This window comes from Vibrio misgurnus (assembly GCF_029635775.1).
GTDB classification, from domain to species: Bacteria; Pseudomonadota; Gammaproteobacteria; order Enterobacterales; family Vibrionaceae; genus Vibrio; species Vibrio chanodichtyis.
Map to the genome: position 1 here is coordinate 1,912,214 of NZ_CP113241.1, position 26,678 is coordinate 1,938,891.

Below are 26,678 nucleotides of genomic sequence, written 5' to 3' on the forward strand. Positions count from 1 at the left end.
ATCGCGGCATCGCGATCCCATCATGTGGTTACAAATTCGGTTTTTTGAGGACCTCATTGATGCCTTGATCGCCTAAATGGCGCACATCTTTGCCTTTGACAAAGTAAATGATGTACTCGCAGATGTTTTGACAGCGATCACCGACTCGCTCAATCGCACTCGCCGACCAGATGACCTGTAAGATATGCGGAATATTTTTCGGATCTTCCATCATATAGGTCATCAGTTGGCGCACCACCGCTTCATACTCTTTATCGAGCCGGTCATCCTGCTGGTAAATTTCTGCCGCGGCTTGCACATCCATGCGGGCAAACGCGTCCAAGACTTGATGCAGCATAGCTATCGCTTGACGACATAAAGGTTCGAGGGACACCTGAAATTGCTGCTGTTTGGCTGGCGGACGCTCTAGTGCGATATAAGCCATTTTAGTTGCCGAATCACCAATCCGTTCTAAATCAGTAATGGTTTTGATGATCGCCATGATCAAACGTAAATCTTTAGCGGTCGGTTGCCGCTTGGCGATGATGCGGGTACAGGCTTCGTCAATCGAGACTTCCATCGCATTCACTTTGTGATCATCGTTAATCACTCGGCGCGCCAGTTTTTCATCATCTTCATGCAAGGCCTGCATCGCTAACGTCAGTTGCTGCTCGACTAAGCCGCCCATAGTCAACACTTGACTACGAATAGACTCCAATTCCACATTGAACTGCCCTGAAATATGTCGACCTAACTGCATAGTACATCCTTACTAAAACTGACTGAACAAAGGCTTAACCGTATCGTCCGGTAATGTAGTCTTCCGTGCGCTTTTTCAATGGTGAGGTGAAAATAGTGTCGGTATCTGCGTACTCGATCAACTTTCCCATATGGATAAAAGCGGTGTGATCGCTCACGCGCGCCGCCTGTTGCATGTTATGGGTCACGATCACCACGGTATATTTGTTTTTCAGCTCGTGGATCAACTCTTCAATGGTTAAAGTGGAAATCGGATCGAGTGCTGAGGTTGGCTCATCAAGCAGCAACACTTCAGGCTCAATCGCAATCGAGCGCGCAATCACCAAGCGCTGCTGCTGACCACCTGATAAACCAAAGGCATTTTCATGCAAACGGTGTTTCACCTCATCCCACAGCGCGGCAGCACGCAACGAGCGCTCGGCGGCATCATCTAATGTGCGGCTATTTTTGATCCCTTGTAGGCGCAACCCATACACCACATTTTCATAAATCGATTTGGGGAAAGGATTCGGACGCTGAAAAACCATGCCAACACGGCGACGCAAGGTGGGCACATCGACATCAGGATGATAAATATTTTTGCCATGCAGTTTGACTTCGCCTTCAACACGAGTACCTTCCACCAGATCATTCATCCGATTAATGCAGCGTAATAGTGTCGATTTACCACAACCAGAAGGGCCGATAAAAGCGGTCACCTGACCTTTCGGAATGCGCATTGAAATATCACTCAAGGCGCAACTCTGCTGGTAATACAGGCTTAAATGCTCAATCGAAATGGCCGTCTGTTGTTCGGTTAAATTATTGACATCTAAAGGCGCTACATAGTAGCCCAGGGTGGGATTTGCAGAATACATAACTAGTCTTGCCCCAACGTTCGGTATTTTTCGCGTAAATTATTACGAATGCTGATAGCGGTTAAATTTAGCGTAACAATCACCGTGACCAATAAAAAAGAAGTGGCGTAAACCAGTGGGCGCGCCGCCTCAATATTGTTGGTTTGAAAACCAATATCATAGATGTGAAAGCCTAAATGCATAAACTTACGTTCCAAATGCACAAACGGAAACTCACCATCCACCGGTAAGCTTGAAGCCAGCTTAACCGCCCCCACCAACATCAGCGGTGCCACCTCACCAGCAGCACGCGCAATCGCCAAAATCAGTCCTGTAATGATAGCAGGGCTAGCAATCGGTAACACAATTCGCCACAAAGTTTCAAACTGGGTCGCCCCTAATGCCAATGAGCCGTGACGCAGTGAATTAGGGATGCGTGATAAGCCCTCTTCGGTGGCAACAATCACCACTGGCAGAGTTAATACCGCCAGCGTCAACGCTGACCACAATAACCCAGGTGTACCAAAAGTGGGGGTAGGTAAACGCTCGGCATAAAATAGGCTATCTACCGAAGATCCAAGCGTATAGACAAAAAAACCTAACCCAAATACCCCATACACTATCGAGGGAACCCCAGCGAGATTAATCACCGCCACGCGGATCAGGCGAGTGAATGCGCCCTCTTTGGCGTATTCGTGCAAATAAATCGCGGCAATCACGCCAAGTGGCATCACAATGATCGACATGATCAACACCAACAATACCGTACCAAAAATTGCCGGAAACACGCCACCTTCTGAGTTTGACTCTCGCGGCGATTCCGACAAAAAGCGCCACGCTTGCTTGCCCCATTGGGTCAGTTTTTGATCTAGCGTCATCTGATTGGGATACCAGAAATCCAAAATCTCACTTAACGGCACAGCAACCACCTGACCGCGCATATCCGCAACCTGCAAAATTTGCTGATCAAGGGGCGCGCGCAGAGCATCGAGCTGCTGCTGCACTATAGCCAGTTGTGTTTCTAAATCATTTTTACGTGACAAATAGTGTTGTTGATAAGCGTCGGTCAGTCGGTTATCCAACTGCTTACGCCGTCTTTCCAAACGCAGTTTTTCTAGATCTCCGCTGATCACACGCACTTGCTGATCCACCATCTGCTCAACTTGCAGCCGGATCGCTTGAGCTTGTTGCAATGCTTTTCGCAACGCAGTGCTGAGCGGCTCAGTGGGCAATGACGAATCACTGAGCGATGCGCTCACCGGTTCAAAATGGAGCGGTTTGCCAAACAGTTGCCCACCGCGGCTACGCTCAATCACCGCCCAACCTTGCGGTGCACCTTTGAGCTCAATTTGAAAATCGAGTAACGCAATAAAATCTGAACCATACAGATCTCGATTGGCGACTTTGATATTAAGCCGCGTCGCCAAACCGGCCGCCTCTACCGCAGCCGGAAGCGGAATATTCATCTGTTTTAAATGGCTCACCGCAACACTTTCCTGTGCGTAGATCTGCCCAATCACCGTGTGACCATCGCTGGTTTGCCACTCGAATAACGGTGCTGGCCAAAAATAGGTAAGGCCACGCCAGCCGATGACCAGCAGCAAACCAAGCACCGCAATCAAGCTGACACTTACTGCTCCTCCGGTCAGCCAGATCCAAGGAGCACCGGATTTAAACCACTTCAACATATTGCTCCATCATAAAGATCGGTATTTTTCACGCAGCCGCTGACGCACCCACTCTGCTACCGAGTTAACCGCAAAGGTAAAGGTCAGCAGCAGCAGCGCGGCTAAAAACAGGATCCGGAAATGCGCACTTTGCACTTCCGACTCCGGTAATTCGACAGCGATGGTCGCCGATAGGGTGCGCATCCCCTCAAAAATATTCCAATCCAGCAGCGGCGTGTTGCCGGTCGCCATCAACACAATCATGGTTTCCCCTACCGCACGGCCAAGCCCCATCATAATCGCGGAAAAAATCCCGGGACTTGCAGTCAGCAACACCACGTACAGCAAGGTTTGCCATGGCGTCGCCCCTAAAGCTAACGAGCCATCAGACAGATGTTTAGGCACGGAGAAAATCGCATCTTCGGCAATGGTGAAAATAGTTGGGATCACCGCAAATCCCATAGCAAAGCCGACCACTAACGCGTTGCGCTGATCATAACCAATACCATGCTGAGCCAGATAGACTCGTAAATCGCCAGCAAACAGCGCGCTTTCTAGCTCGCCACTATACGCCAAAATAAGCAAGGCCAGCCCAATCAGCAGTGGTACCAAAATTAACGCATGCCAACCATTTGGGATCCGACGCAGCCAAGTTTTCGGTAAACGAGACCAAATAAAACCGATCACCATCGTCGAAACCGGCAGCAGCACCATCAATGCCAGTACGGCGGGTAAATGGCTTTCGACAAACGGCGCAAACCAGAGTCCAGCCAAAAAGCCGATGATCACCGTCGGCAATGCTTCCATCAATTCAATGCTCGGCTTCACCACTCGTCGCATCGCTGGCGTCATAAAATAGGCGGTATAAATCGCGCCTAATACCGCAATCGGCACTGCAAACAGCATGGCAAACGCCGCGGCTTTGATGGTCCCGAAAGCTATCGGCACTAAGCTGAATTTTGCTTCAAAGTCATCACTGGCCGAGGTCGATTGCCACACAAACTCCGGCTCTGGATACCCTTCGTACCACACTTTTTGCCACAAAGCCGAAAAGGAGATTTCGGGATTGCGATTTTCAACTCGCGCTAATCGGATCTCGCCTTGATCATAACTGGCTAAATAAGATTGATTGTTTGACATCGCCACTAACTGTGGCGCTTGTTGATAAGCTCGCTCAAACAGCACCAATTTTTCGCTGGTGGTGTTATGGCTTTGCAAAGTGCCATTGCGATAGAAACTATAAAAACCTTTACTGTGCGTATCAGGCAGCAAAAATCGCACTTCAGAAGCGAGTTTAAAATGCCGAATTGAGCTCAATTGGCGCTCACCCTCACGCAGCACATCAAACCACTGTGACACCAAGCCATCATGATGTACTGCTAATAACGAAAATGCCCCTGACAACAGGTAAAGCTGCGCCACTTGGTGGTGGTTATCACCGGCACTCATATCCAATACTTGGCGGATCTGATACGTATGCGCTTCGAGCTGGATCACCACCAACTCAGAGCCAGTACGCAAATACAGCGTTTTTCCATCAGGGGTCAGCAATAGTTGGCTCAACGCCTCAAACGGCACACTAAGGCTGAAGCGACTTTGCTCTTGTCCTGTTTGCCGATCGAGATGCACTATCTGGATGCGCTGCGCTTGATCATAAGTGACAAAAATCAGTTGCAGCTCAGTGAGCGCAAACGCCAATTGCTGCAATCGCTGCTCACTGATGCGCCACTCGGCAGGCAAAGCGAGACGCTCAACACTGGGGGTAAATTGACGCCCCTGCGCAGTCATCGAATGGGCCAGTTGCGGATGAAATACCGCCACTTGGTTCTGTTCACTGACGGCGGCAAACCAGCCTTGCGCAGCCGGTGTTTGCGCCCAGAGCGCAGGTTTAAAACCTAAGGCTTGTCTGAAAATGGGTTGCGGCGTTGACCGCGTTAATGGCCAAAATTCGGCGACACCTTGCGCGGATAATAGCCAAGCATTCTCACCATAATCATCAATGCTCATCGCTAACGGTGCCGGAGTTGAAATCGATTGGGTTGCGACATCAGCATGCCATTTAGCATCGCCAAACAGCGGTAATACCACTAACGCCAAATAGATAAAGATCAGCACCAGAGCGCCCAACACACTCACCCCACCACAGGTCACTGCAAAACGTACCACACGGTCTTTGACTAACCGTGCGCGATCACGTTCTTTCAATGAAAATGACTGTCTGACCATGCTTGGGATTACCTACAGGTTGGAGGAGTGTCATAATATTTCTATTCAGTGACAATTATATTACAAGCGACAATAAATTACTGAAATCAAAACAACTCTATGATACAGAAGGCAGCGCAATAAAACTGTCACAAAAATGACCTAATTTGCATGGCTTCTGATGATTACGTAACGTCACAATGGCAAAGGTAAAGTATGAGTGCGGATAAGCTGTACATCGACAAGGAACTGAGTTGGCTCTCATTTAATGAGCGCGTATTACAAGAAGCCGCGGATAAAACCGTGCCACTGATTGAGCGTATCCGTTTTCTCGGAATATTTTCCAACAACCTCGATGAGTTTTACAAAGTGCGCTTTGCCGATGTGAAACGGCAAATTTTGATCAACCGCGAACGAGGCGGTAACGACACTTCTAAGCACCTGCTCTCGCGCATGCAAAGTAAAGCGCTCAAACTCAACCAAGACTTCGATAATCTCTACAATGAACTGATTTTAGAAATGGCCAGACGGCGCATTTTCTTAGTCAATGAAACTCAACTCGATGACATCCAGCTCAAATGGGTCAAGAAGTATTTCCATAAAGAAGTGCTACCGCATGTGACCCCGATCATGCTGCGAGATGACATCGATGTAATGCAGTTTTTGAAAGACGAATACGCTTACATTGCCGTTGAAATGCGCAGTGGTGCGGAGTTTAAGTACGCGCTGATTGAGATCCCAACCGATCAACTGCCGCGTTTCGTGATGCTACCAGAGCAAAAAGGCAAACGCCGTAAAACCATTATTCTGCTCGATAATATTATCCGCCTTTGTCTCGATGAAATTTTTCGTGGTTTTTACCACTATGACTCGCTCAACGGCTACGCGATGAAAATGACTCGCGATGCCGAATATGATTTACGCCACGAAGTGGAATACAGCTTACTCGAACAGATGTCGGAAGGGTTGAGTCAACGTTTAACCGCGCTGCCGGTACGCTTTGTGTATGAGCGTGAAATGCCAGAAGCGATGCTGAAAATTTTATGCCAGAAACTCAAAATTTCGCACTACGATAGTTTGACCCCAGGGGGGCGCTACCACAATTTTAAAGATTTTATTTCCTTTCCGAACGTCGGGCGTGACTACTTAGAAAATAAACCGTTACCGCCAATGACCTGTGCCGATTTTGAAGGGCATGCCAACGCCTTTGATGCGATCCGCGCGCAAGATATTTTATTGCACTACCCTTATCACAGCTTTGAACACATTACCGAGCTGGTACGCCAAGCCTCTTTTGATCCCAAAGTCGTCAGCATCAAAATCAATATTTACCGGGTCGCAAAAGATTCACGCTTGATGAACTCACTGGTCGATGCAGTGCACAATGGCAAACGGGTGATTGTGGTGGTCGAATTGCAGGCGCGCTTTGATGAAGAGGCCAATATTGAGTGGTCACGCATTCTAACCGATGCCGGTGTGCATGTTATTTTTGGTGTGCCGGGCATGAAAATTCACGCCAAATTGCTATTAATTACCCGCAAAGAGGGCGATGATTTCGTTCGTTATGCGCATATTGGCACAGGCAACTTCCACGAACGTACCGCACGGATTTACACTGACTTTGCGCTGCTGACCGCCAACCAAGAATTGGCTTCCGAAGTCCGCGCTGTATTTGCCTATATTGAAAATCCCTTCCGGCCGGTCAAGTTTAACCATCTGATTGTTTCACCACGTAATTCTCGCATCCAACTCTACCGCCTGTTAGATGGTGAAATTGCCAATGCCAAGGCAGGCAAACCTGCAGCGATCACCCTCAAAGTCAACAATTTAGTCGATAAGGGATTGATCAATAAATTGTATGGTGCGAGTGCTGCCGGGGTAAAAATCCGCATGATCATTCGCGGCATGTGCTCGTTAGTCCCCGGTGTCGCAGGAGTGAGTGACAATATTGAGATCATCAGTATCATTGACCGCTTCCTTGAGCACCCGCGTGTGCTGGTGGTGCATAATGATGGCAATCCACAGGTGTTGATTTCCTCCGCAGACTGGATGGAACGCAATATCGATCATCGGATTGAAGTTATGACGCCAATCCGTGACGAGCGTATCAAACAGCGTATCATCGATATTCTTAATATTCAGTTCATCGATACGGTCAAAGCGCGTCGTATCGACAAGGAAATGAGCAATCAGTACGTAGAACGCGGCAATCGCAGAAAAGTACGTTCCCAAATTGCCATTTACGACTATCTTAAAAATGTCGAAAAACAAACTCGCAAAGCACAGGGGCAACAGGAAACCAATGACAACAGTCAGTAATGCCAGAGAAATCGCCGCGATTGATCTCGGCTCCAACAGTTTTCACATGGTGGTCGCCAAAGTGGTCGATCAAGATCTCCAGTTGATCAGTCGTCACAAACAACGTGTACGGCTGGCTGCCGGATTAGATGCAGAGAAAAATCTCGATCCAGAGGCGATGCAACGCGGCTTAGAGTGCTTAACCATGTTCGCCGAACGCTTACAAGGGTTTGACCCACATAACGTTCGCATCGCGGCCACCCACACGCTGCGCCAAGCCAGTAATGCTAACGTGTTTATTCAGCGCGCACTTGAAGTGTTGCCCTTTCCGATTGAGATCATCCCCGGCGCAGAAGAAGCTCGTTTGATTTATCTTGGGGTCGCCCACACTCAGCCACAAGCCGACTCGATGCTGGTGGTGGATATTGGTGGCGGTAGCACAGAAATGATCATCGGTACAGGCTTTGAGGCCGAGCTGGTCAACAGTAAACAGATGGGATGCGTCAATTTTACTGAGGCTTACTTTGCCAACGGTAAACTATCACGCAAAAACTTTTCCCAAGCGATTGTCGCCAGTGAACAGAAGTTAGAAGCGATTGCCGCTCAATATCGTAAAAAAGGCTGGCAAGTTGCGTTTGGATCTTCCGGTACCATTAAAGCGATTCGCGAAGTCTTGCTCGGACAGGGGTATGATGATGGCCTGATCACCTTTGAGCGACTCAGTAAGCTGATCGACAAACTGTGTGAATCCGATGACATCGAACAGTTACAACTGCCCGGTTTAACCGATGATCGCAAGCCAGTATTTGCTGCCGGTGTCGCTATCTTATCCGCTGTGTTCCAAGGTTTAAAAATCAAAGAGATGCACTTCTCTGATGGCGCCTTACGCGAAGGGCTACTGTATGAGATGGAAGATCGCTTCAAGTATTCCGATATTCGTTTGCGCACCACCGAAAACCTCGCCGCCAAGCATCTAGTCGATTTAGAGCATGCGGCAAAAGTCAAAGGCCACGCGCGTGAGTTTCTGGCACAAGTTTCAGCAGAGCTTGGCTTAGCGCAAGACAGTGAGCTACGTGATTTGCTCGAATGGAGTGCACTACTGCATGAAGTGGGACTGAGTATTAACTTACAAGGTTTTCATCGCCATTCAGCCTACATTTTACGCCATAACAACATGGCCGGCTTTAACAGCGAGCAGCAATTGGTGCTGTCCAATTTGGCTCGTTTTCAACGTAAATCACTCAAACTGAGTGAATTGGACGATTTTAGCCTATTTAAGAAAAAACATGTGATTGGCCTGATCCGCGTTTTACGCTTAGCGATTTTAGTCAATGGTCAGCGTAACGATGATCCACTGCCACCACTGACCTTATCGGCTAAAGAAGATGAATGGCAACTACACTCGACCCAGCCTGACTGGCTAGAAAACAACAAGCTACTGCACGCGGATTTGCTCTCTGAACAAGAGTACTGGCGTGAAGCGGGTTGGCAACTGCTGTTTTAATTTGCACCATTTATAAAACCACAACGCCCAACTCAGCTTGGGCGTTGTGATATGTGAGATTAGAGAGGTTGCTTTGGGCTGCAGTTCGGTAAAAGGCAAGTTCATCAGCGTTTAAGATCACGATTAGCGGTTTGAGCTGACAATCCCTACTTTGGCTAACTCTTCTGCGGCGACTTGGGCGGTAATGGGTAAATAGCCATCTTTCGCGACTAACGCTTGTCCCTGCTGGGAAAAAATAAAACGAATAAATTCACGCTCAATCGGTGACAATTCTCGATTAGGATTTTTGTTCACATACACATACAAATAACGTGAGAGCGGATAAGCCCCTGACAAAATATTGGCCTGAGTCGGCTCAATATACTGCTCACCTTCACGGGCTATCGGTAACAGCTTAGCGCCAGAAACGCGATAGCCAATCCCAGAATAACCAAGGGTATTAATGGATGAGGCGACCGATTGCACCACCGAGGCCGAACCCGGCTGCTCATTGACCCGAGTTTGAAAATCGCCCTGACATAAGGCGTGCTGCTTAAAGTAGCCATAGGTTCCTGAAACCGAATTACGCCCAAACAGCTGAATATTGCGCTTGGCCCAGTCATAAGGCAAACCTAACTGCGCCCACGTGGTGATCGGGTAATTAGCCCCACAGCGCAAGGTTGAGGAAAAGATCGCATCTAACTGCTGAAAATTGAGACCTTGGATCGGGTTATCACGCTGCACAAAAATCCCGACCGCATCAATCGCCACCCGTAAAGCAGTCGGCTTATAACCATGCATCGCCTCAAAAGAGGCGATTTCACTACTGCGCATAGGGCGACTCATCGGGCCAAACTGAGCGGTACTTTCGGATAATGCCGGAGCGGCAGTGGCCGAACCAGAGGCCTGCACTTGTGCATTGACCGCCGGATAATAGGCTTGAAATTCTTCGACCCACAGCGTGGTCATCCCCGCCAGCGTGTCAGAGCCCACCGATAACAAGCTACCCGAGATACCACTGACTTTGTTATAGCTGGCTAAGTCGTGATCGGCCCCGTTTACAGCAGACGCCAGCAAGGTCAGTGAGCTTAATAACCCAATCCGACTTAGCATCGAGATCATGGTTTGGCCACTAAACGCTTAGGGAGTACAAAAGAGAACTGGCTACCCACCCCAACTTGGCTATGGATCTCTAAATGAGAGTCGTGGTGTGCCAAAGCGTGTTTGACAATTGCCAAACCTAAACCACTGCCCCCCGTATCGCGGGAACGCGCTTTATCAACTCGATAAAAACGCTCAGTGAGTCGGTGCAAATGTTGAGGTTCAATCCCCTCGCCTTTATCTTCCACTTCTAAGCAAGCGCCTTGACTAGAGCGATACCAGCGTACATCGATCTGCGCACCGGGCGGAGTATATTTCACCGCGTTATACACCAAATTAGAGATGGCACTGCGCAGTTGATCTTCATCCGCCAGCACTTTGAGGCTTTTATCCACCTCAAAATGCAGCTTATGTTGCGCATCGCCACTCAAGCTCGCAGCTTCTTTCTCTAAGACATCCAGCATGGCTGGGACATCCACCACTTGATCGAGTTCGACAATCGGCGAAGCTTCAATTTTTGATAGTGTCAGCAACTGGTTAACTAGGCTATTCATTCGATTCAGTTGCTCGGTCATCACCCCATGTGCTTTCCCCCACATTGGGCCCGCTAACACATCCGGATCTTCGGTCATCTCCAAATAGCCTTGCAGCACCGTCATTGGAGTGCGCAGCTCATGGGAAACGTTAGCAAAGAAATTACGTCGCATCCCTTCTAGCTGCTTAAGCTGAGTGACATCACGTACCACCATTAGGTGCTCACCTTCGGTATAAGGCACAATCCGCAGTTCTAACATCCGCTCACTATTGAGTGGTGAGCGCATTTCCAGTGGGTCGGTGAAATCGTTTTTTTTGAGATATTTGATAAAGTCGGGGGTGCGCAGCAAATTAGAAATCGGCTGCCCAGCATCATCCGGCCAGCGAAACCCCAGTAAATGCTGCGCTAGACGGTTACACCATACAATATTGCCTTCACTACGAAACACCACCACCGCATCGGGTAGCGATTCACCACCATTACGAAAGCGACGGATCAAATTGGTCAGCTCTTTGCGTTTTTTACGATGGCGCAGCTGTAAACGATAAATACCATTAAACAGCGACTCCCAGTTACCACTGCCGGAGGGAGGCGTCAGGCGCTTTTCATCCCACAGCCAAGCTGAGAGGCGAATTTGATGGTTCAAATGCCAAGCCAGCTGCAACGCTGTCGCAACCAGCAGCAACCACGGCATTTGTCCAAAAATCCATCCCACCACAATCCATGGCAAGTAAAAAAAAGCCAGCTCCCAAGCCAGCTTTTTCCAGGTTAGACGTTCAACCATACGAATCTGTATACCACCTCTTCGGCTTTAATCGCGAAAAAACGACACTTACCGTTAAACAACTGGCTTTGCTTGCACAACTAAGGCCTAGTTGAAAACTAGGCTTTGGTTTAAAACTAGGCTTTAGTTGAAAAACGGTATCCTGCACCACGCACCGTTTGGATCAACTTATCATGCCCAGCCTCTTCCAACGCTTTACGCAGGCGACGAATATGTACATCCACCGTGCGATCTTCGACATAAACGTTGGTCCCCCAAACGTTATTGAGCAGTTGTTCGCGGCTGTACACTCGCTCTTGATGAGTCATAAAGAAATGCAGCATTTTAAATTCAGTCGGACCCATGTCCAACGCCTGATCATTTGCGGTCACACGGTGTGACACGGGATCAAGTTTTAAACCTTGTACATCGATCACATCTTCTAGTGCGGTTGGAGTGACACGGCGGATCACCGCTTTTAAACGCGCGACCAGCTCTTTAGGTGAAAAAGGTTTAGTGATGTAATCATCCGCACCGACTTCTAAGCCGCGTACTTTATCTTCTTCTTCACCACGCGCGGTGAGCATGACAACCGGAATGTTGCGCGTCATCTCTTCGCGCTTCATGTGCTTAATGAGGTTGATACCGCTGCCGCCAGGCAACATCCAATCGAGCAGGACCAGATCAGGAAAAGGCTCAGCCAGTTTACTCAGCGCCGAATCATAATCTTCGGCCTCAACCGCCTGATAACCTTTTTGTTCAAGCACGAAACACAACATTTCACGGATTGGTGCTTCGTCTTCAACAACCAGAATCCTTCTAGACATAATTGATTAACCCTTGTTTTTCAGCAACGCTGTGCATTATGGGAAATATTTATGACACTTTTGTGACCTTTGCAAACAAATTTTCATATAAGATTCAGCCGCCATTCATATTGCCAAGCTAGGAAAACCAGCCACAACCAGTGAGCAGCAAAGGGTGATTTTTTGAATTAGGGTTAGGACTTTATTAGCGGATTCCCCTATCATGTGGCGCTTGCTAATCGAGGGAAAACACGAATGTGGTTTAAAAACTGTATGCTGTATCGCGTCAATCGCGAGGTTAACTTCAATGCCGATCAACTGGAAAAACAGTTGGCTGAATTTCGTTTTACGCCATGCGGCAGTCAGGATAAACAGAAGTTTGGCTGGGTTGCTGCGCTAGGTAAACACGGCGATATGATGACCCATGTTAGTGACAACCGCATTTTGATCTGCGCGAAGCGTGAAGAAAAAATGTTACCCGCATCAGTGATCAAAGAGTCACTCAATGCCAAAGTCGAAGCACTGGAAATCCAAGAAGGCCGCCCACTCAAGAAAAAAGAGCAAGAGGCGCTCAAAGAAGAGATTGTGATCGATTTACTGCCGCGCGCATTTAGCAAAAGCCAACTGACTTTTGTGCTGATCATGCCAAGTGAAGGCTTCATTTTAGTTGATGCGGGCAGCTATAAAAAAGCGGAAGAAGTTTTGGCACTGCTGCGCAAAACCATGGGTAGCTTGCCAGTAGTACCAGCCATTCCTGAGATTGCCGTGGAAACAACGCTGACCCAATGGGTCAAGGATGGTCATCTCCCCCAAGGTTTTAGCCTCATGGAAGAAGCGGAACTGAAATCACTGTTGGATGATGGCGCCACCATTCGCTGTAAAAAACAAGAACTGAGTAGTGATGAAATCCTCAGTCATATACAAGCCAATAAAGTGGTCACCAAACTGGCGATCAACTGGCAAGATCGGATCCGCTTTATGTTGGCGGAAGATTGCAGCATCAAGCGATTGGCTTACAGCGATGAGCTGAAAGAGCAAAATGATGATATTGCCCGCGAAGATCGCGCCGCGCGTCTAGATGCCGATTTCTCACTGCTGTGTGGAGAAATGGCGGTATTTTTACCGGATCTGTTCAACGCATTAGGCGGCCTGCCCCATCCTGAAGCCTAAGCGCCACTTGCCGATTATTTCACCACCTCAGTCACTCTGAGGTGGTGAGAGTTTCACTAGGCAGCGTAGGGTTTTTGACGTAAAATTTGCGCCCTTTCCAATACCATCAGGTGGTATTGGCCTGACTTGAGATCAGATGAGACGCAAACCATGAGCACAACAACTCCCTTTGTACCAGAACTGCTTTCCCCTGCCGGCAGCCTAAAAAACATGCGTTACGCTTTTGCCTACGGAGCGGATGCGGTGTACGCCGGGCAACCACGTTACAGCCTGCGCGTGCGTAACAACGAGTTCAATCACGAAAACCTGCAAATCGGGATTAATGAAGCCCATGCACTGGGTAAAAAATTCTATGTGGTGTGCAATATTCAACCGCACAACTCTAAGCTAAAAACATTTATCCGTGACCTTAAACCGGTGATTGATATGGGACCTGATGCGCTGATCATGTCCGATCCTGGTCTCATCATGATGGTGCGCGAAGAGTTTCCACAGATGCCGATCCACCTTTCGGTACAAGCTAATGCGGTGAACTGGGCAACCGTAAAATTTTGGGCCTCGCAAGGGGTAGAGCGCGTGATTGTCTCGCGGGAACTCTCTTTGGAAGAGATCGAAGAGATCCGTGAGCAATGCCCAAAGACTGAAATTGAAGTGTTTGTGCATGGCGCATTGTGCATGGCTTATTCTGGTCGTTGTTTGCTCTCTGGCTACATTAATAAACGCGATCCAAACCAAGGGACTTGCACCAACGCGTGCCGCTGGGAATATAAAGTCGAAGCCGCCAAAGAAAACGAAGCAGGCCAAATCGTTGAACAGTTTGATCCACAGGCGGCGCAAGCCATCGAAGTCCAAGATCAACGACCCGATACCACCATTGGTGCAGGCAAACCGATTGATGATGTGGTGCTGCTTTCTGAGAGCCATCGTCCTGATGAAAAAATGGCCGCTTTTGAAGATGAGCACGGCACTTACATTATGAATTCGAAAGATCTACGCGCGATTCAGCACGTCGAGCGCCTGACTCAAATGGGTGTGCACTCATTGAAAATCGAAGGTCGGACCAAATCTTTCTACTACTGTGCACGTACTGCGCAGGTATACCGCAAAGCAATTGATGATGCTGTAGCGGGTAAACCTTTTGATGAGAGCCTAATGACCACGCTAGAAAGCTTGGCCCATCGCGGTTATACCGAAGGTTTCCTGCGTCGCCACACTCATGATGCTTATCAAAACTACGATTACGGCTATTCCGTTTCTGACACTCAGCAGTTTGTCGGTGAATTCACTGGTAAACGCCGTGGTGCGCTGGCTGAAGTGGAAGTGAAAAACAAATTTGTACTTGGTGATAGCCTTGAGCTGATGACGCCCAAAGGTAATATTATCTTCACGTTACAAGCGATGGAAAACCGTAAAGGTGAAGCAACCGATGATGCCAAAGGTAATGGTCACTTTGTTTACATTCCGGTGCCAGAAGAGCTGGATCTCAGCTACACACTGCTGATGCGTAACTTGGTTTCAGGGCAAGATACCCGTAACCCAACAGGCAAATAATTATGGCGCTACTGATCACCGCCAAATGCACCAACTGTGATATGTGTGAGCCAGAGTGTCCAAACAGTGCAATTGCGATGGGCGATAAAATCTATGAAATCGACCCTGATTTATGCACAGAATGTAAAGGACACTATGACAAACCGACCTGCCAGTCAGTTTGTCCAATCAATAACTGCATTATCACCGATCCTGCTCATCGCGAAACTGATGAGCAATTACTTGAAAAGTTCGTGATCATTCAAGGACTCGCATAAACCCACCATCCCAGCCAAGAGCTGGGATGGTTACCTTATTTCAGCGCTAACCCTTTCCCCTGCAAATAACTGAGCATAAATGGACGCGACTCTTGTGAGAGCTTCGCGGTGATTTGCTCAGACCATCCTTGTTGTTTAGGATTACCAGAACGCTTTTGGTAATACTCGACCATAACGCGATCATATTCCGCGACATGATCTTGATTCAAAGGTTGATAGTGGTTTTCATGCACGATCACTTGCGCCGCCAAGCGCGGTTTCAATTCTGGATCTTGGGCCGGATGGCCTAAACACATTCCAAACAATACCGCACTGTAAGGTGGCAACTTAAGCAAAGCATCCACTTGATTGGGTGAATTACGTAAACCACCAATATAGACACCACCAAGCCCCATCGACTCTGCAGCTAACATACAATTTTGCGCCATAATCCCCGCATCAACCGCACCAATTAAAGTGAGCTCGATAAACTCGGGTTTTACCTTAGGATTGAGTGCATAGTGGCGTTGATAATCAATGCAAAACACCAAAAATTCAGCCGCACTAGCAACATAAGCTTGCTTGCCAGCCAACTCAGCTAATTGCTGACGCAGCGCGATATCCGTAACCCGGATCACCGAAATGGCTTGCAATAAACTGGAGGATGAAGCGGCAATCCCTGCAGCAATGATCGTTTCAAGTTGCAGCGCTGAAATCGGTTGTTGGGTAAAATCCCGAATAGAACGGTGACTCAGAATGGTATTAATCACGGGGTTCATATCATCTCCTCGACAGAATTGAGCATCAAGATAATACGCTGAGCCCGAACCATCACCAAACTCTTGTCGGTGATGATGGAGAAATATTATTGATGATCACCAGCGCTCACTTATATCAGTCCGCCAAAAACCAGCAATCGCGTCCTGACTCCTTGCAACGATACAGCGCCGCATCCGCTCGTTCAAATAAGGCATCATCCAACAGTGAATAACGAGCAGCCCCAGCACTGAGTGTGATCGGTAGACTATACTCACACCACTGCAGTTGCCTTACTTGTGTGAGCAGACGAGTCAAAGTATCACCAAGCACCTCACGTTCAAGGGAAATCAAGGCAACGAACTCATCTCCTCCAATCCGAAAAACAGCCGTGGTACCCAGAACATCGACCAGACACCGTGCAACTTGGCATAGAACCTGATCACCAAAACTATGTCCTTGACTGTCATTAATTTGCTTAAATTGGTCAATATCAAATAGGATCAGCCAAAATGGCTCACCACGTCGTTCTAATATCTGCTTACTCTGCTCAAAGGCACGTCGATTCAATATCCCAGTCAGAGGATCACGTAGTTGTGCATCTCGCCCTTTAAGAAAGCGAACCCTAACCTGATCGATTTCACTAAGGCTTTGTCCAACAAACCAAGTTTTATGTTTAGCAAACCGATTGACCACCTTTGAATTATCGACAATTTGATTGAGAGATTTAGCAACTAATTGTTGTTCATTGCGAAATACTCGCACTAATAAAGCAATGCTAGACAACCAGATTAAGATAATAATAAAAAGTGGCAAAACCATCTTAAATAGATCATCACGCAGTGCTTGGCGAAAAATATCAGCAGAAATAAATAGATTAAGATCCCAACTCACTTCATCTAGTTCACGCTTGATATAAGCACCATTTTTGAGCACCCCAAAACCAAGCCAATCACTCTTGTCCTCTTCCCTTGGGGAATCCGGTAACAGATCAAAATGGCTGCCCACTAAAATGCTATCGCTACCACGGTGAGTGAGATAAAGAGCCACTTGATTATTGCCGATCGTGCGTTGTAATGCCAAACGCAGTGGTTCAAACAACATATCGACCATCAATAGGCCAAGTAACTCACCAGTATCTGCATAGACATGCTGAATCAGAGTTAATACCGAATCGCCAGAGATATATTCTTTGTAGGGACCAAACCAAATCGGTAATGGTCCCTCCATTGTGATAGCTGCATACCAAGGTCGCTCTGATGGTCGGTAATTACTAGGAGGATCCCAGAGTGGATAAGTATCGATCCGATCAAATTGCTTATTATAAAAAAATAGAAAATGGTCAACCTGATTGATCTGATGCGCAATCGACCAAGTAGGATTAAATGCCGACTCACCACGAGAGATGGCTTGTTTATCGAGTGAGCTTTCAAGCACCATCAACTGACGCTCATTGCGCTGTACCATTTCATGAACAACAGCAGCCTCCACCGAAGAAGCCATATGTGCATAGCCGGCAATCGTTTTATCAATATCACGATAAAAATTGACGATCACTAATGCCACGGTGGCTATCAAAACTAATATCCCGAACAATAAAGATAAAGGGACCAGTACATAATCACGCGGGTTGGGATATCGCCCCATACTAGCTCCGATTCAAAAAATAGAATTAGATTCTATAAACAATAACATTTTGAATCCATCATAGTGCACAGCGGACATCAAACCATTAGCCAGAAATGTGTTGCAACCATCAAACGGTGTAAAAGTACAGTGATTACTCAAGGAAGAAATTAGATGTAGTTATCAGATGATATGCATAGAAAGATAAAAACTAGATATAGTCTACAAATATCAGATAGCAAAAAACCCAGTCCGAGGACTGGGTTTCATAATAAGTGGCGGAGCGGACGGGACTCGAACCCGCGACCCCCGGCGTGACAGGCCGGTATTCTAACCAACTGAACTACCGCTCCGCTGTCTGGTTAGCGCTTGGTGCTAAATTAAAAGCCTGGCGATGTTCTACTCTCACATGGGGAAACCCCACACTACCATCGACGCTGTTTCGTTTCACTTCTGAGTTCGGAATGGAGTCAGGTGGGTCCAAAACGCTATGGTCGCCAAGCAAAATTCTGTTTTTGATTTCACTTTTTCTTAAAAAGTGAAAACCAACAATTCTGGAAAGCTGTCTTCATTCTCACACACATTCTTATGCGCTTAGCTTATTGAGTCCATCAAAACCCCTTGGGTGTTGTATGGTTAAGCCTCACGGGCAATTAGTACAGGTTAGCTCAACGCCTCACAACGCTTACACACCCTGCCTATCAACGTTCTAGTCTCGAACAACCCTTTAGGACGGTTAAACCGTCAGGGAAGACTCATCTCAGGGCTCGCTTCCCGCTTAGATGCTTTCAGCGGTTATCAATTCCGAACTTAGCTACCGGGCAATGCGTCTGGCGACACAACCCGAACACCAGAGGTTCGTCCACTCCGGTCCTCTCGTACTAGGAGCAGCCCCCTTCAATCTTCCAACGCCCACGGCAGATAGGGACCGAACTGTCTCACGACGTTCTAAACCCAGCTCGCGTACCACTTTAAATGGCGAACAGCCATACCCTTGGGACCGACTTCAGCCCCAGGATGTGATGAGCCGACATCGAGGTGCCAAACACCGCCGTCGATATGAACTCTTGGGCGGTATCAGCCTGTTATCCCCGGAGTACCTTTTATCCGTTGAGCGATGGCCCTTCCATTCAGAACCACCGGATCACTATGACCTGCTTTCGCACCTGCTCGAACCGTCATTCTCGCAGTTAAGCGGGCTTATGCCATTGCACTAACCTCACGATGTCCAACCGTGATTAGCCCACCTTCGTGCTCCTCCGTTACTCTTTGGGAGGAGACCGCCCCAGTCAAACTACCCACCAGGCACTGTCCTCAACCCCGATTAGGGGCCTAAGTTAGAACATCAAACATACAAGGGTGGTATTTCAAGGACGGCTCCACGACAACTAGCGTCATCGATTCATAGCCTCCCACCTATCCTACACATGTAGGTTCAATGTTCAGTGCCAAGCTGTAGTAAAGGTTCACGGGGTCTTTCCGTCTAGCCGCGGGTACACTGCATCTTCACAGCGATTTCAATTTCACTGAGTCTCGGGTGGAGACAGCGTGGCCATCATTACGCCATTCGTGCAGGTCGGAACTTACCCGACAAGGAATTTCGCTACCTTAGGACCGTTATAGTTACGGCCGCCGTTTACCGGGGCTTCGATCAAGAGCTTCGCTTGCGCTAACCCCATCAATTAACCTTCCGGCACCGGGCAGGCGTCACACCGTATACGTCATCTTGCGATTTTGCACAGTGCTGTGTTTTTAATAAACAGTTGCAGCCACCTGGTATCTGCGACTCTCGTCAGCTCCATCCGCAAGGGACTTCACCATCAAGAGCGTACCTTCTCCCGAAGTTACGGTACCATTTTGCCTAGTTCCTTCACCCGAGTTCTCTCAAGCGCCTTGGTATTCTCTACCCGACCACCTGTGTCGGTTTGGGGTACGATTTCTGACTATCTGAAGCTTAGAGGCTTTTCCTGGAAGCAGGGCATCAATGACTTCACTGCCGTAGCAGCTCGACGTCGTGTCTCAGCCTAACAGAGAGCCGGATTTGCCTAACTCTCTAGCCTACGCACTTGAACCAGGACAACCGTCGCCTGGCCCACCTAGCCTTCTCCGTCCCCCCATCGCAATAGTCAAAAGTACGGGAATATTAACCCGTTTCCCATCGATTACGCCTTTCGGCCTCACCTTAGGGGTCGACTCACCCTGCCCCGATTAACGTTGGACAGGAACCCTTGGTCTTCCGGCGAGGAGGTTTTTCACCCCCTTTGTCGTTACTCATGTCAGCATTCGCACTTCTGATACCTCCAGCAAACCTTACAGTTCACCTTCAACGGCTTACAGAACGCTCCCCTACCCAATATCTAAAAGATATTGCCGCAGCTTCGGTGTATTGCTTAGCCCCGTTACATCTTCCGCGCAGGCCGACTCGACTAGTGAGCTATTACGCTTTCTTTAAATGATGGCTGCTTCTAAGCCAACATCCTAGCTGTCTGAGCCTTCCCACATCGTTTCCCACTTAGCAATACTTTGGGACCTTAGCTGGCGGTCTGGGTTGTTTCCCTCTCCACGACGGACGTTAGCACCCGCCGTGTGTCTCCCGGATAGTACTTACTGGTATTCGGAGTTTGCAAAGGGTTGGTAAGTCGGGATGACCCCCTAGCCTTAACAGTGCTCTACCCCCAGTAGTATTCGTCCGAGGCGCTACCTAAATAGCTTTCGGGGAGAACCAGCTATCTCCGAGTTTGATTGGCCTTTCACCCCTAGCCACAAGTCATCCGCTAATTTTTCAACATTAGTCGGTTCGGTCCTCCAGTTGATGTTACTCAACCTTCAACCTGCCCATGGCTAGATCACCCGGTTTCGGGTCTATATCCAGAGACTGAACGCCCAGTTAAGACTCGGTTTCCCTACGGCTCCCCTATTCGGTTAACCTTGCCACTGAATATAAGTCGCTGACCCATTATACAAAAGGTACGCAGTCACACCACGAAGGTGCTCCTACTGCTTGTACGTACACGGTTTCAGGTTCTATTTCACTCCCCTCACAGGGGTTCTTTTCGCCTTTCCCTCACGGTACTGGTTCACTATCGGTCAGTCAGGAGTATTTAGCCTTGGAGGATGGTCCCCCCATATTCAGACAGGATATCACGTGTCCCGCCCTACTCGATTTCACGCTCGATGAAGCGTCGGTTACGGGGCTATCACCCTGTTTCGCCAAGCTTTCCAGCTTGTTCACCTACTTCAACGAGTGCTTAAGGGCTAATCCAGGTTCGCTCGCCGCTACTACCGGAATCTCGGTTGATTTCTTCTCCTCGGGGTACTTAGATGTTTCAGTTCCCCCGGTTTGCCTCACTAGACTATGTATTCATCTAGTGATAACTGCTTATGCAGCTGGGTTTCCCCATTCGGAAATCGCAGACTCAAACGGCTCTTACTGCCTCATCTGCGCTTATCGCAAGTTAGTACGTCCTTCATCGCCTCTGACTGCCCAGGCATCCACCGTGTACGCTTAGTCACTTAACCATACAACCCGAAGGAGTTTCGGGTCATTGTTTAAACAACCTAAGTTGTCTCGCGTTTAATTTTCATGAGTGCGAGACAGATTTTGCCGGACTCAAATTTGAACAAGACCTAAGCCTTATTCGATACCAAGCACACTTGAATGTGTTGTTGGTGTTTATCTTTCGATAAACATTGAGAACTTTACAAACAACAATAAATTGTTGTTTTGTCAGCTTTCCAAATTGTTAAAGAGCAAGATTCATGAAGAACCATTTTTAAAAGCACTCATCGAATGCGCTTAAAGATGGTGGAGTTATGCGGGATCGAACCGCAGACCTCCTGCGTGCAAGGCAGGCGCTCTCCCAGCTGAGCTATAACCCCATAATATGGTGGGCGATACCGGGTTCGAACCAGTGACCCCCTGCTTGTAAGGCAGGTGCTCTCCCAACTGAGCTAATCGCCCACGTATTTTACTTCCCGTGGCGGAAGAGTTTGGTGGGTCGTGCAGGATTCGAACCTGCGACCAATTGATTAAAAGTCAACTGCTCTACCGACTGAGCTAACGACCCCTTGACTTCGCAAGGAAGTGGTATCCCGTAGGGGAGTCGAACCCCTGTTACCGCCGTGAAAGGGCGGTGTCCTAGGCCTCTAGACGAACGGGACACTATGTTTGCTTCTCTAATCTAAACCATATCAATCTGTGTGGACACTCATCACGATAATCTTCGTGTAAGGAGGTGATCCAGCGCCAGGTTCCCCTAGCGCTACCTTGTTACGACTTCACCCCAGTCATGAACCACAAAGTGGCAAGCGTCCTCCCGAAGGTTAAACTACCTGCTTCTTTTGCAGCCCACTCCCATGGTGTGACGGGCGGTGTGTACAAGGCCCGGGAACGTATTCACCGCAACATTCTGATTTGCGATTACTAGCGATTCCGACTTCATGGAGTCGAGTTGCAGACTCCAATCCGGACTACGACGCACTTTCTGAGATTCGCTCCACCTCGCGGTATCGCTGCCCTCTGTATACGCCATTGTAGCACGTGTGTAGCCCTACTCGTAAGGGCCATGATGACTTGACGTCGTCCCCACCTTCCTCCGGTTTATCACCGGCAGTCTCCCTGGAGTTCCCACCATTACGTGCTGGCAAACAAGGATAAGGGTTGCGCTCGTTGCGGGACTTAACCCAACATTTCACAACACGAGCTGACGACAGCCATGCAGCACCTGTCTCTCAGTTCCCGAAGGCACAAGACTGTCTCCAGTCTCTTCTGAGGATGTCAAGAGTAGGTAAGGTTCTTCGCGTTGCATCGAATTAAACCACATGCTCCACCGCTTGTGCGGGCCCCCGTCAATTCATTTGAGTTTTAATCTTGCGACCGTACTCCCCAGGCGGTCTACTTAACGCGTTAGCTCCGAAAGCCACGGCTCAAGGCCACAACCTCCAAGTAGACATCGTTTACGGCGTGGACTACCAGGGTATCTAATCCTGTTTGCTCCCCACGCTTTCGCATCTGAGTGTCAGTATCTGTCCAGGGGGCCGCCTTCGCCACCGGTATTCCTTCAGATCTCTACGCATTTCACCGCTACACCTGAAATTCTACCCCCCTCTACAGTACTCTAGCTTGTCAGTTTCAAATGCAACTCCTAGGTTGAGCCCAGGGCTTTCACATCTGACTTAACAAACCACCTGCATGCGCTTTACGCCCAGTAATTCCGATTAACGCTCGCACCCTCCGTATTACCGCGGCTGCTGGCACGGAGTTAGCCGGTGCTTCTTCTGTCGCTAACGTCAAATCATAGTGCTATTCACACTACAACCTTCCTCACGACTGAAAGTACTTTACAACCCGAAGGCCTTCTTCATACACGCGGCATGGCTGCATCAGGCTTGCGCCCATTGTGCAATATTCCCCACTGCTGCCTCCCGTAGGAGTCTGGACCGTGTCTCAGTTCCAGTGTGGCTGATCATCCTCTCAGACCAGCTAGGGATCGTCGCCTTGGTGAGCCATTACCTCACCAACTAGCTAATCCCACCTGGGCATATCCTGACGCGAGAGGCCCGAAGGTCCCCCTCTTTGGCCCGTAGGCATCATGCGGTATTAGCCATCGTTTCCAATGGTTATCCCCCACATCAGGGCAATTTCCCAGGCATTACTCACCCGTCCGCCGCTCGCCACCCAAGGAACAAGTTCCTCTGTGCTGCCGCTCGACTTGCATGTGTTAGGCCTGCCGCCAGCGTTCAATCTGAGCCATGATCAAACTCTTCAATTAAAAGTTTTTTGAAGCTTTCGCTTCGGCTCAATGAATACTGACTTTAAATTACCTTAGTAATTCAAAGCTATTATCGTTCCAACAGAACGATAATGAATTGACTGTGCCAAGACTTGCGTCTCGTTGGTCACTCAGTTCATTGATTAATCTTTTTGAGATTATCATCAACGAGTGCCCACACAGATTGATTGGTTTATATTGTTAAAGAGCGTTTCGCTTCGGCTTTCTTACCGAAGAGGCTGTGCATTCTAGCGAGATAATGGTCAGTGTCAAACACTTTTTTTCATCTTTTTGCATCGAAGCATTTTGCCTTGCTGACTGGCCCTGAAGCCTTGCGGCGTCTGCCGTGTCAGTGAGGGCGCATTATAGGGATGATTTTATTTCTGGCAAGACCCTAAATGCACTTTTTTCTATACTTCAAACTCAAGCGGACAAATAACCAGCAAAAAACACCAATACACCCCATTATGAACGGTGAAACAGACCAAAGAACCACTAAACATGGCTCTCTGGTGCTTGTTTTGCTAGCTCATTTTTGACTCAACTACTGAGTTGCAAAAATATTACCGTCTTTTACCGACAATTTAATTGGTGAGCCTGGTAAAAATTTTCCGGCCAAAATCGATTTCGCCAGAGGATTCTCAACATTTTGCTGGATCGCCCTTTTCAGTGGGCGTGCACCATATACAGGATCGAAACCGACATGAGCAATCAGCTCAAGCGCTTGATCATCCACCTCTAGTGGGTAATCACGCTCTGCCAAACGTTGACGCAAGCGGCCTAGTTGAATCGAGGCGATCAACTTAATATGCTGCTGACCTAACGGATGGAATACCACACTTTCGTCGACTCGGTTCAAAAACTCTGGACGAAAGTGTTTAGTGACCACATCCATGACCTGCTGTTTGATACCTTGATAATCCAAACTAGCAAAATTCTCCTGAATACGGCTTGATCCTAGGTTAGAAGTCATGATCACCACGGTATTACGGAAATCCACCGTTCGACCTTGGCCATCGGTCAATCGTCCGTCATCCAAAACTTGCAGTAAAATATTAAACACATCAGGATGGGCTTTTTCTACTTCATCCAACAAAATCACTGAATAAGGTTTACGACGCACAGCTTCGGTTAAGTAACCGCCTTCTTCATAGCCAACATAACCAGGAGGCGCACCGACTAAACGAGCCACCGAGTGTTTCTCCATAAATTCCGACATGTCGACTCGCACCATGGCATCTTCACTATCAAACAGGAAATTGGCGAGTGTCTTACACAGCTCGGTTTTACCAACCCCTGTTGGGCCAAGGAATAAGAATGAGCCGATGGGACGATTCGGATCCGACAAACCAGCCCGACTGCGCCGAATGGCATTGGCGACCACTTCAACCGCTTCTTGCTGACCGATCACCCGGTGATGCAGTACATCTTCCATGCGCAATAATTTTTCTTTCTCGGCTTCCAGCATTTTTGAAACTGGGATCCCGGTCTGCTTAGACAGCACTTCAGCGATTTCGGCATCGGTGACTTTATTACGCAATAGGGTCATTTCCTGCATTTCAGCTTGCGCGGCAAGATCAAGCTGCTTTTCTAACTCAGGGATACGGCCATATTGTAGTTCTGACATGCGACTTAAATCACCAGCACGACGTGCCACATCGAGATCTAGCCGCGCTTGCTCTAATGCTGCTTTAATATGTTGGGTACCAGAAAGCGCAGCTTTTTCGGCTTTCCACACTTCTTCAAGCTCTGCGTAATCACGCTCTTTTTCTTGCAGCTCTTCATTTAAGAGTGTCAGCCGTTTGGTACTGGCTTCATCATGCTCATTTGACAGTGCTTGCTGCTCTATCTTGAGTTGAATAATTTTACGTTCCAGCTTATCCAGCGCTTCCGGTTTGGAATCAATTTGCATCCGGATACTGGATGCTGCTTCATCAATCAAATCGATCGCTTTATCGGGTAATTGCCGATCCGAAACATAACGATGCGATAAACTCGCCGCAGCGACAATCGCCGGATCGGTGATTTCCACATGATGATGCAGCTCGTAACGCTCTTTTAAACCACGCAAGATGGCGATGGTATCTTCCACACTTGGCTCATCGACCAGCACTTTTTGAAAGCGGCGTTCTAAGGCGGGATCTTTTTCTATATATTGGCGATACTCATCCAGTGTGGTGGCACCAACACAGTGCAATTCTCCACGCGCCAAAGCCGGTTTGAGCATATTGCCAGCATCCATCGAACCTTCGCCTTTCCCCGCGCCGACCATGGTATGCAGCTCATCAATAAACAGAATGATGTTGCCTTCTTCTTTGCCCAATTCATTGAGCACCGATTTTAAACGCTCTTCAAATTCACCACGATATTTAGCCCCCGCCACCAGCGCGCCCATATCCAAAGATAACACCCGCCGACCACGCAAGCCTTCTGGTACTTCATTATTGATGATACGCTGCGCTAAGCCTTCGACAATCGCAGTTTTACCCACCCCTGGCTCACCAATGATCACTGGGTTATTTTTGGTACGCCGTTGTAACACTTGAATGGTGCGCCGAATTTCATCATCTCGGCCAATCACCGGATCCAGTTTGCCCTGCTCTGCCCGCTCGGTCAGATCGATGGTGAATTTTTCCAATGCTTGGCGTAACTCTTCCGCATTCGGATCCTTGACTTTCTGCCCACCACGAATTTTTTCAATCGCATCAGACACTTTTTTCTCGGTGAGATCAAGTTGTTTCAACAAAAGCCCAAGCGGCCCCTTATCTTCCAGCGCGGCGAGTAGGTAGATTTCAGATGAGATGTAAGCATCTTGACGCTTTTGTGCCACTTTATCACATAGGTTAAATAACGAACCTAAAGCAGAAGAGAGCTGCACATCACCACCAATACCACTGACTTTCGGTAAGCGATCGAGCAGTTCGCCCAGCTTAGAACGCAGCTGCATCACATCAATATTCAGCATGGTAAGTAGTGGACGGATCGGGCTGCCATTTTGATCAAGCAGCGCCATCATTAAGTGCACCGGTTCGATATATTGATGATCACGCCCAAGCGCTAATGACTGGGCATCAGAAATCGCGATCTGAAATTTGCTGGTAAATCTATCAAGACGCATATCAACCTTCCTAATCTC

Annotated in this window: 15 protein-coding genes, 5 tRNA genes and 3 rRNA genes; 5 read left to right on the plus strand and 18 right to left on the minus strand. The window is 48.3% G+C overall.

All coding sequences use genetic code 11. The features are described 5' to 3' along the window. Nucleotides 1-28: 28 nt before the first annotated feature. Genes phoU through OOK74_RS08805 form a run of 4 tightly spaced genes read right to left on the minus strand, consistent with a single transcriptional unit; the run spans nucleotide 29 to nucleotide 5,467 of the window. The gene (phoU, locus tag OOK74_RS08790; RefSeq protein WP_274722913.1) at nucleotides 29-739 is read right to left on the minus strand and encodes a phosphate signaling complex protein PhoU; all 711 of its coding nucleotides are present in this window, start codon (nucleotides 737-739) and stop codon (nucleotides 29-31) included. Nucleotides 740-773: 34 nt separating this feature from the next. Continuing rightward, complete coding sequence (pstB, locus tag OOK74_RS08795) at nucleotides 774-1,595, minus strand: phosphate ABC transporter ATP-binding protein PstB (RefSeq protein ID WP_166014472.1); 822 nt, start codon at nucleotides 1,593-1,595, stop codon at nucleotides 774-776. Nucleotides 1,596-1,597: 2 nt separating this feature from the next. Then, on the minus strand, nucleotides 1,598-3,262 hold the full coding sequence (pstA, locus tag OOK74_RS08800; protein ID WP_278182622.1) for a phosphate ABC transporter permease PstA: 1,665 nt from the start codon (nucleotides 3,260-3,262) through the stop codon (nucleotides 1,598-1,600). 9 nt (nucleotides 3,263-3,271) lie between these two features. Then, complete coding sequence (locus OOK74_RS08805; protein ID WP_278182623.1) at nucleotides 3,272-5,467, minus strand: ABC transporter permease subunit; 2,196 nt, start codon at nucleotides 5,465-5,467, stop codon at nucleotides 3,272-3,274. Between the two features lie 195 nt (nucleotides 5,468-5,662). Here OOK74_RS08805 and ppk1 point away from each other — a divergent pair, with 195 nt between their 5' ends. Together ppk1 and ppx are read left to right on the plus strand one after the other, a co-directional pair. Next, entirely contained in the window at nucleotides 5,663-7,765 is a 2,103-nt protein-coding gene (ppk1, locus tag OOK74_RS08810; protein WP_274722909.1) for a polyphosphate kinase 1, read from the plus strand. After that, nucleotides 7,749-9,248 carry an exopolyphosphatase gene (gene ppx / locus OOK74_RS08815; RefSeq protein WP_277206611.1) on the plus strand — a complete coding sequence of 500 codons (1,500 nt, stop codon included), beginning with the start codon at nucleotides 7,749-7,751 and terminating at the stop codon, nucleotides 9,246-9,248. The genes ppk1 and ppx overlap by 17 nt, the downstream gene beginning before the upstream one ends. 123 nt (nucleotides 9,249-9,371) lie before the next feature. On the opposite strand, the gene OOK74_RS08820 is transcribed toward ppx, so the two are convergent. The 3 genes from OOK74_RS08820 to phoB form a co-directional block, all read right to left on the minus strand. Next, on the minus strand, nucleotides 9,372-10,340 hold the full coding sequence (locus OOK74_RS08820) for a PstS family phosphate ABC transporter substrate-binding protein (RefSeq protein ID WP_274722961.1): 969 nt from the start codon (nucleotides 10,338-10,340) through the stop codon (nucleotides 9,372-9,374). A 5-nt stretch (nucleotides 10,341-10,345) separates the two neighbouring features. Continuing rightward, nucleotides 10,346-11,647, minus strand: a complete 1,302-nt coding sequence (phoR, locus tag OOK74_RS08825; protein WP_278182624.1) for a phosphate regulon sensor histidine kinase PhoR — start codon at nucleotides 11,645-11,647, stop codon at nucleotides 10,346-10,348. 116 nt (nucleotides 11,648-11,763) lie between these two features. Then, nucleotides 11,764-12,453, minus strand: a complete 690-nt coding sequence (phoB, locus tag OOK74_RS08830) for a phosphate regulon transcriptional regulator PhoB (RefSeq protein ID WP_274722906.1) — start codon at nucleotides 12,451-12,453, stop codon at nucleotides 11,764-11,766. A 234-nt stretch (nucleotides 12,454-12,687) separates the two neighbouring features. On the opposite strand from phoB, the gene rdgC reads away from it, so the two are divergent. The 3 genes from rdgC to OOK74_RS08845 all read left to right on the plus strand — a co-directional run bounded on the left by rdgC (nucleotide 12,688) and on the right by OOK74_RS08845 (nucleotide 15,410). Further along, nucleotides 12,688-13,602, plus strand: a complete 915-nt coding sequence (rdgC, locus tag OOK74_RS08835; protein ID WP_166014465.1) for a recombination-associated protein RdgC — start codon at nucleotides 12,688-12,690, stop codon at nucleotides 13,600-13,602. Between the two features lie 150 nt (nucleotides 13,603-13,752). Continuing rightward, entirely contained in the window at nucleotides 13,753-15,153 is a 1,401-nt protein-coding gene (gene trhP / locus OOK74_RS08840) for a prephenate-dependent tRNA uridine(34) hydroxylase TrhP (protein ID WP_277206612.1), read from the plus strand. Nucleotides 15,154-15,155: 2 nt separating this feature from the next. Next, nucleotides 15,156-15,410 (plus strand): YfhL family 4Fe-4S dicluster ferredoxin, encoded by a 255-nt coding sequence (locus OOK74_RS08845; RefSeq protein ID WP_274722903.1) that lies wholly within the window; start codon nucleotides 15,156-15,158, stop codon nucleotides 15,408-15,410. Nucleotides 15,411-15,445: 35 nt separating this feature from the next. On the opposite strand, the gene nfsA is transcribed toward OOK74_RS08845, so the two are convergent. From nfsA to clpB, 11 genes are all read right to left on the minus strand, one after another. Beyond that, nucleotides 15,446-16,168, minus strand: coding sequence for an oxygen-insensitive NADPH nitroreductase (gene nfsA / locus OOK74_RS08850; protein ID WP_274722902.1), 723 nt, complete (start codon nucleotides 16,166-16,168; stop codon nucleotides 15,446-15,448). A 115-nt stretch (nucleotides 16,169-16,283) separates the two neighbouring features. Further along, the gene (locus tag OOK74_RS08855) at nucleotides 16,284-17,723 is read right to left on the minus strand and encodes a sensor domain-containing diguanylate cyclase (RefSeq protein ID WP_278182625.1); all 1,440 of its coding nucleotides are present in this window, start codon (nucleotides 17,721-17,723) and stop codon (nucleotides 16,284-16,286) included. A gap of 324 nt (nucleotides 17,724-18,047) precedes the next feature. Then, nucleotides 18,048-18,124: transfer RNA gene (locus OOK74_RS08860), tRNA-Asp, on the minus strand. Between the two features lie 33 nt (nucleotides 18,125-18,157). After that, nucleotides 18,158-18,273 (minus strand): 5S ribosomal RNA (rrf, locus tag OOK74_RS08865). Nucleotides 18,274-18,403: 130 nt separating this feature from the next. Next, nucleotides 18,404-21,290 (minus strand): 23S ribosomal RNA (locus tag OOK74_RS08870). A gap of 284 nt (nucleotides 21,291-21,574) precedes the next feature. Further along, nucleotides 21,575-21,650: transfer RNA gene (locus OOK74_RS08875), tRNA-Ala, on the minus strand. Nucleotides 21,651-21,656: 6 nt separating this feature from the next. After that, nucleotides 21,657-21,732: transfer RNA gene (locus tag OOK74_RS08880), tRNA-Val, on the minus strand. 30 nt (nucleotides 21,733-21,762) lie between these two features. Next, nucleotides 21,763-21,838: transfer RNA gene (locus OOK74_RS08885), tRNA-Lys, on the minus strand. Nucleotides 21,839-21,856: 18 nt separating this feature from the next. Next, nucleotides 21,857-21,932 (minus strand) — tRNA-Glu (locus tag OOK74_RS08890). Between the two features lie 67 nt (nucleotides 21,933-21,999). Then, nucleotides 22,000-23,542 (minus strand): 16S ribosomal RNA (locus OOK74_RS08895). The 16S, 23S and 5S rRNA genes sit together here with 5 tRNA genes alongside, the layout of an rRNA operon. 544 nt (nucleotides 23,543-24,086) lie before the next feature. Continuing rightward, the gene (gene clpB, locus OOK74_RS08900) at nucleotides 24,087-26,660 is read right to left on the minus strand and encodes an ATP-dependent chaperone ClpB (RefSeq protein WP_278182626.1); all 2,574 of its coding nucleotides are present in this window, start codon (nucleotides 26,658-26,660) and stop codon (nucleotides 24,087-24,089) included. Between the last annotated feature and the right edge of the window lie 18 nt (nucleotides 26,661-26,678).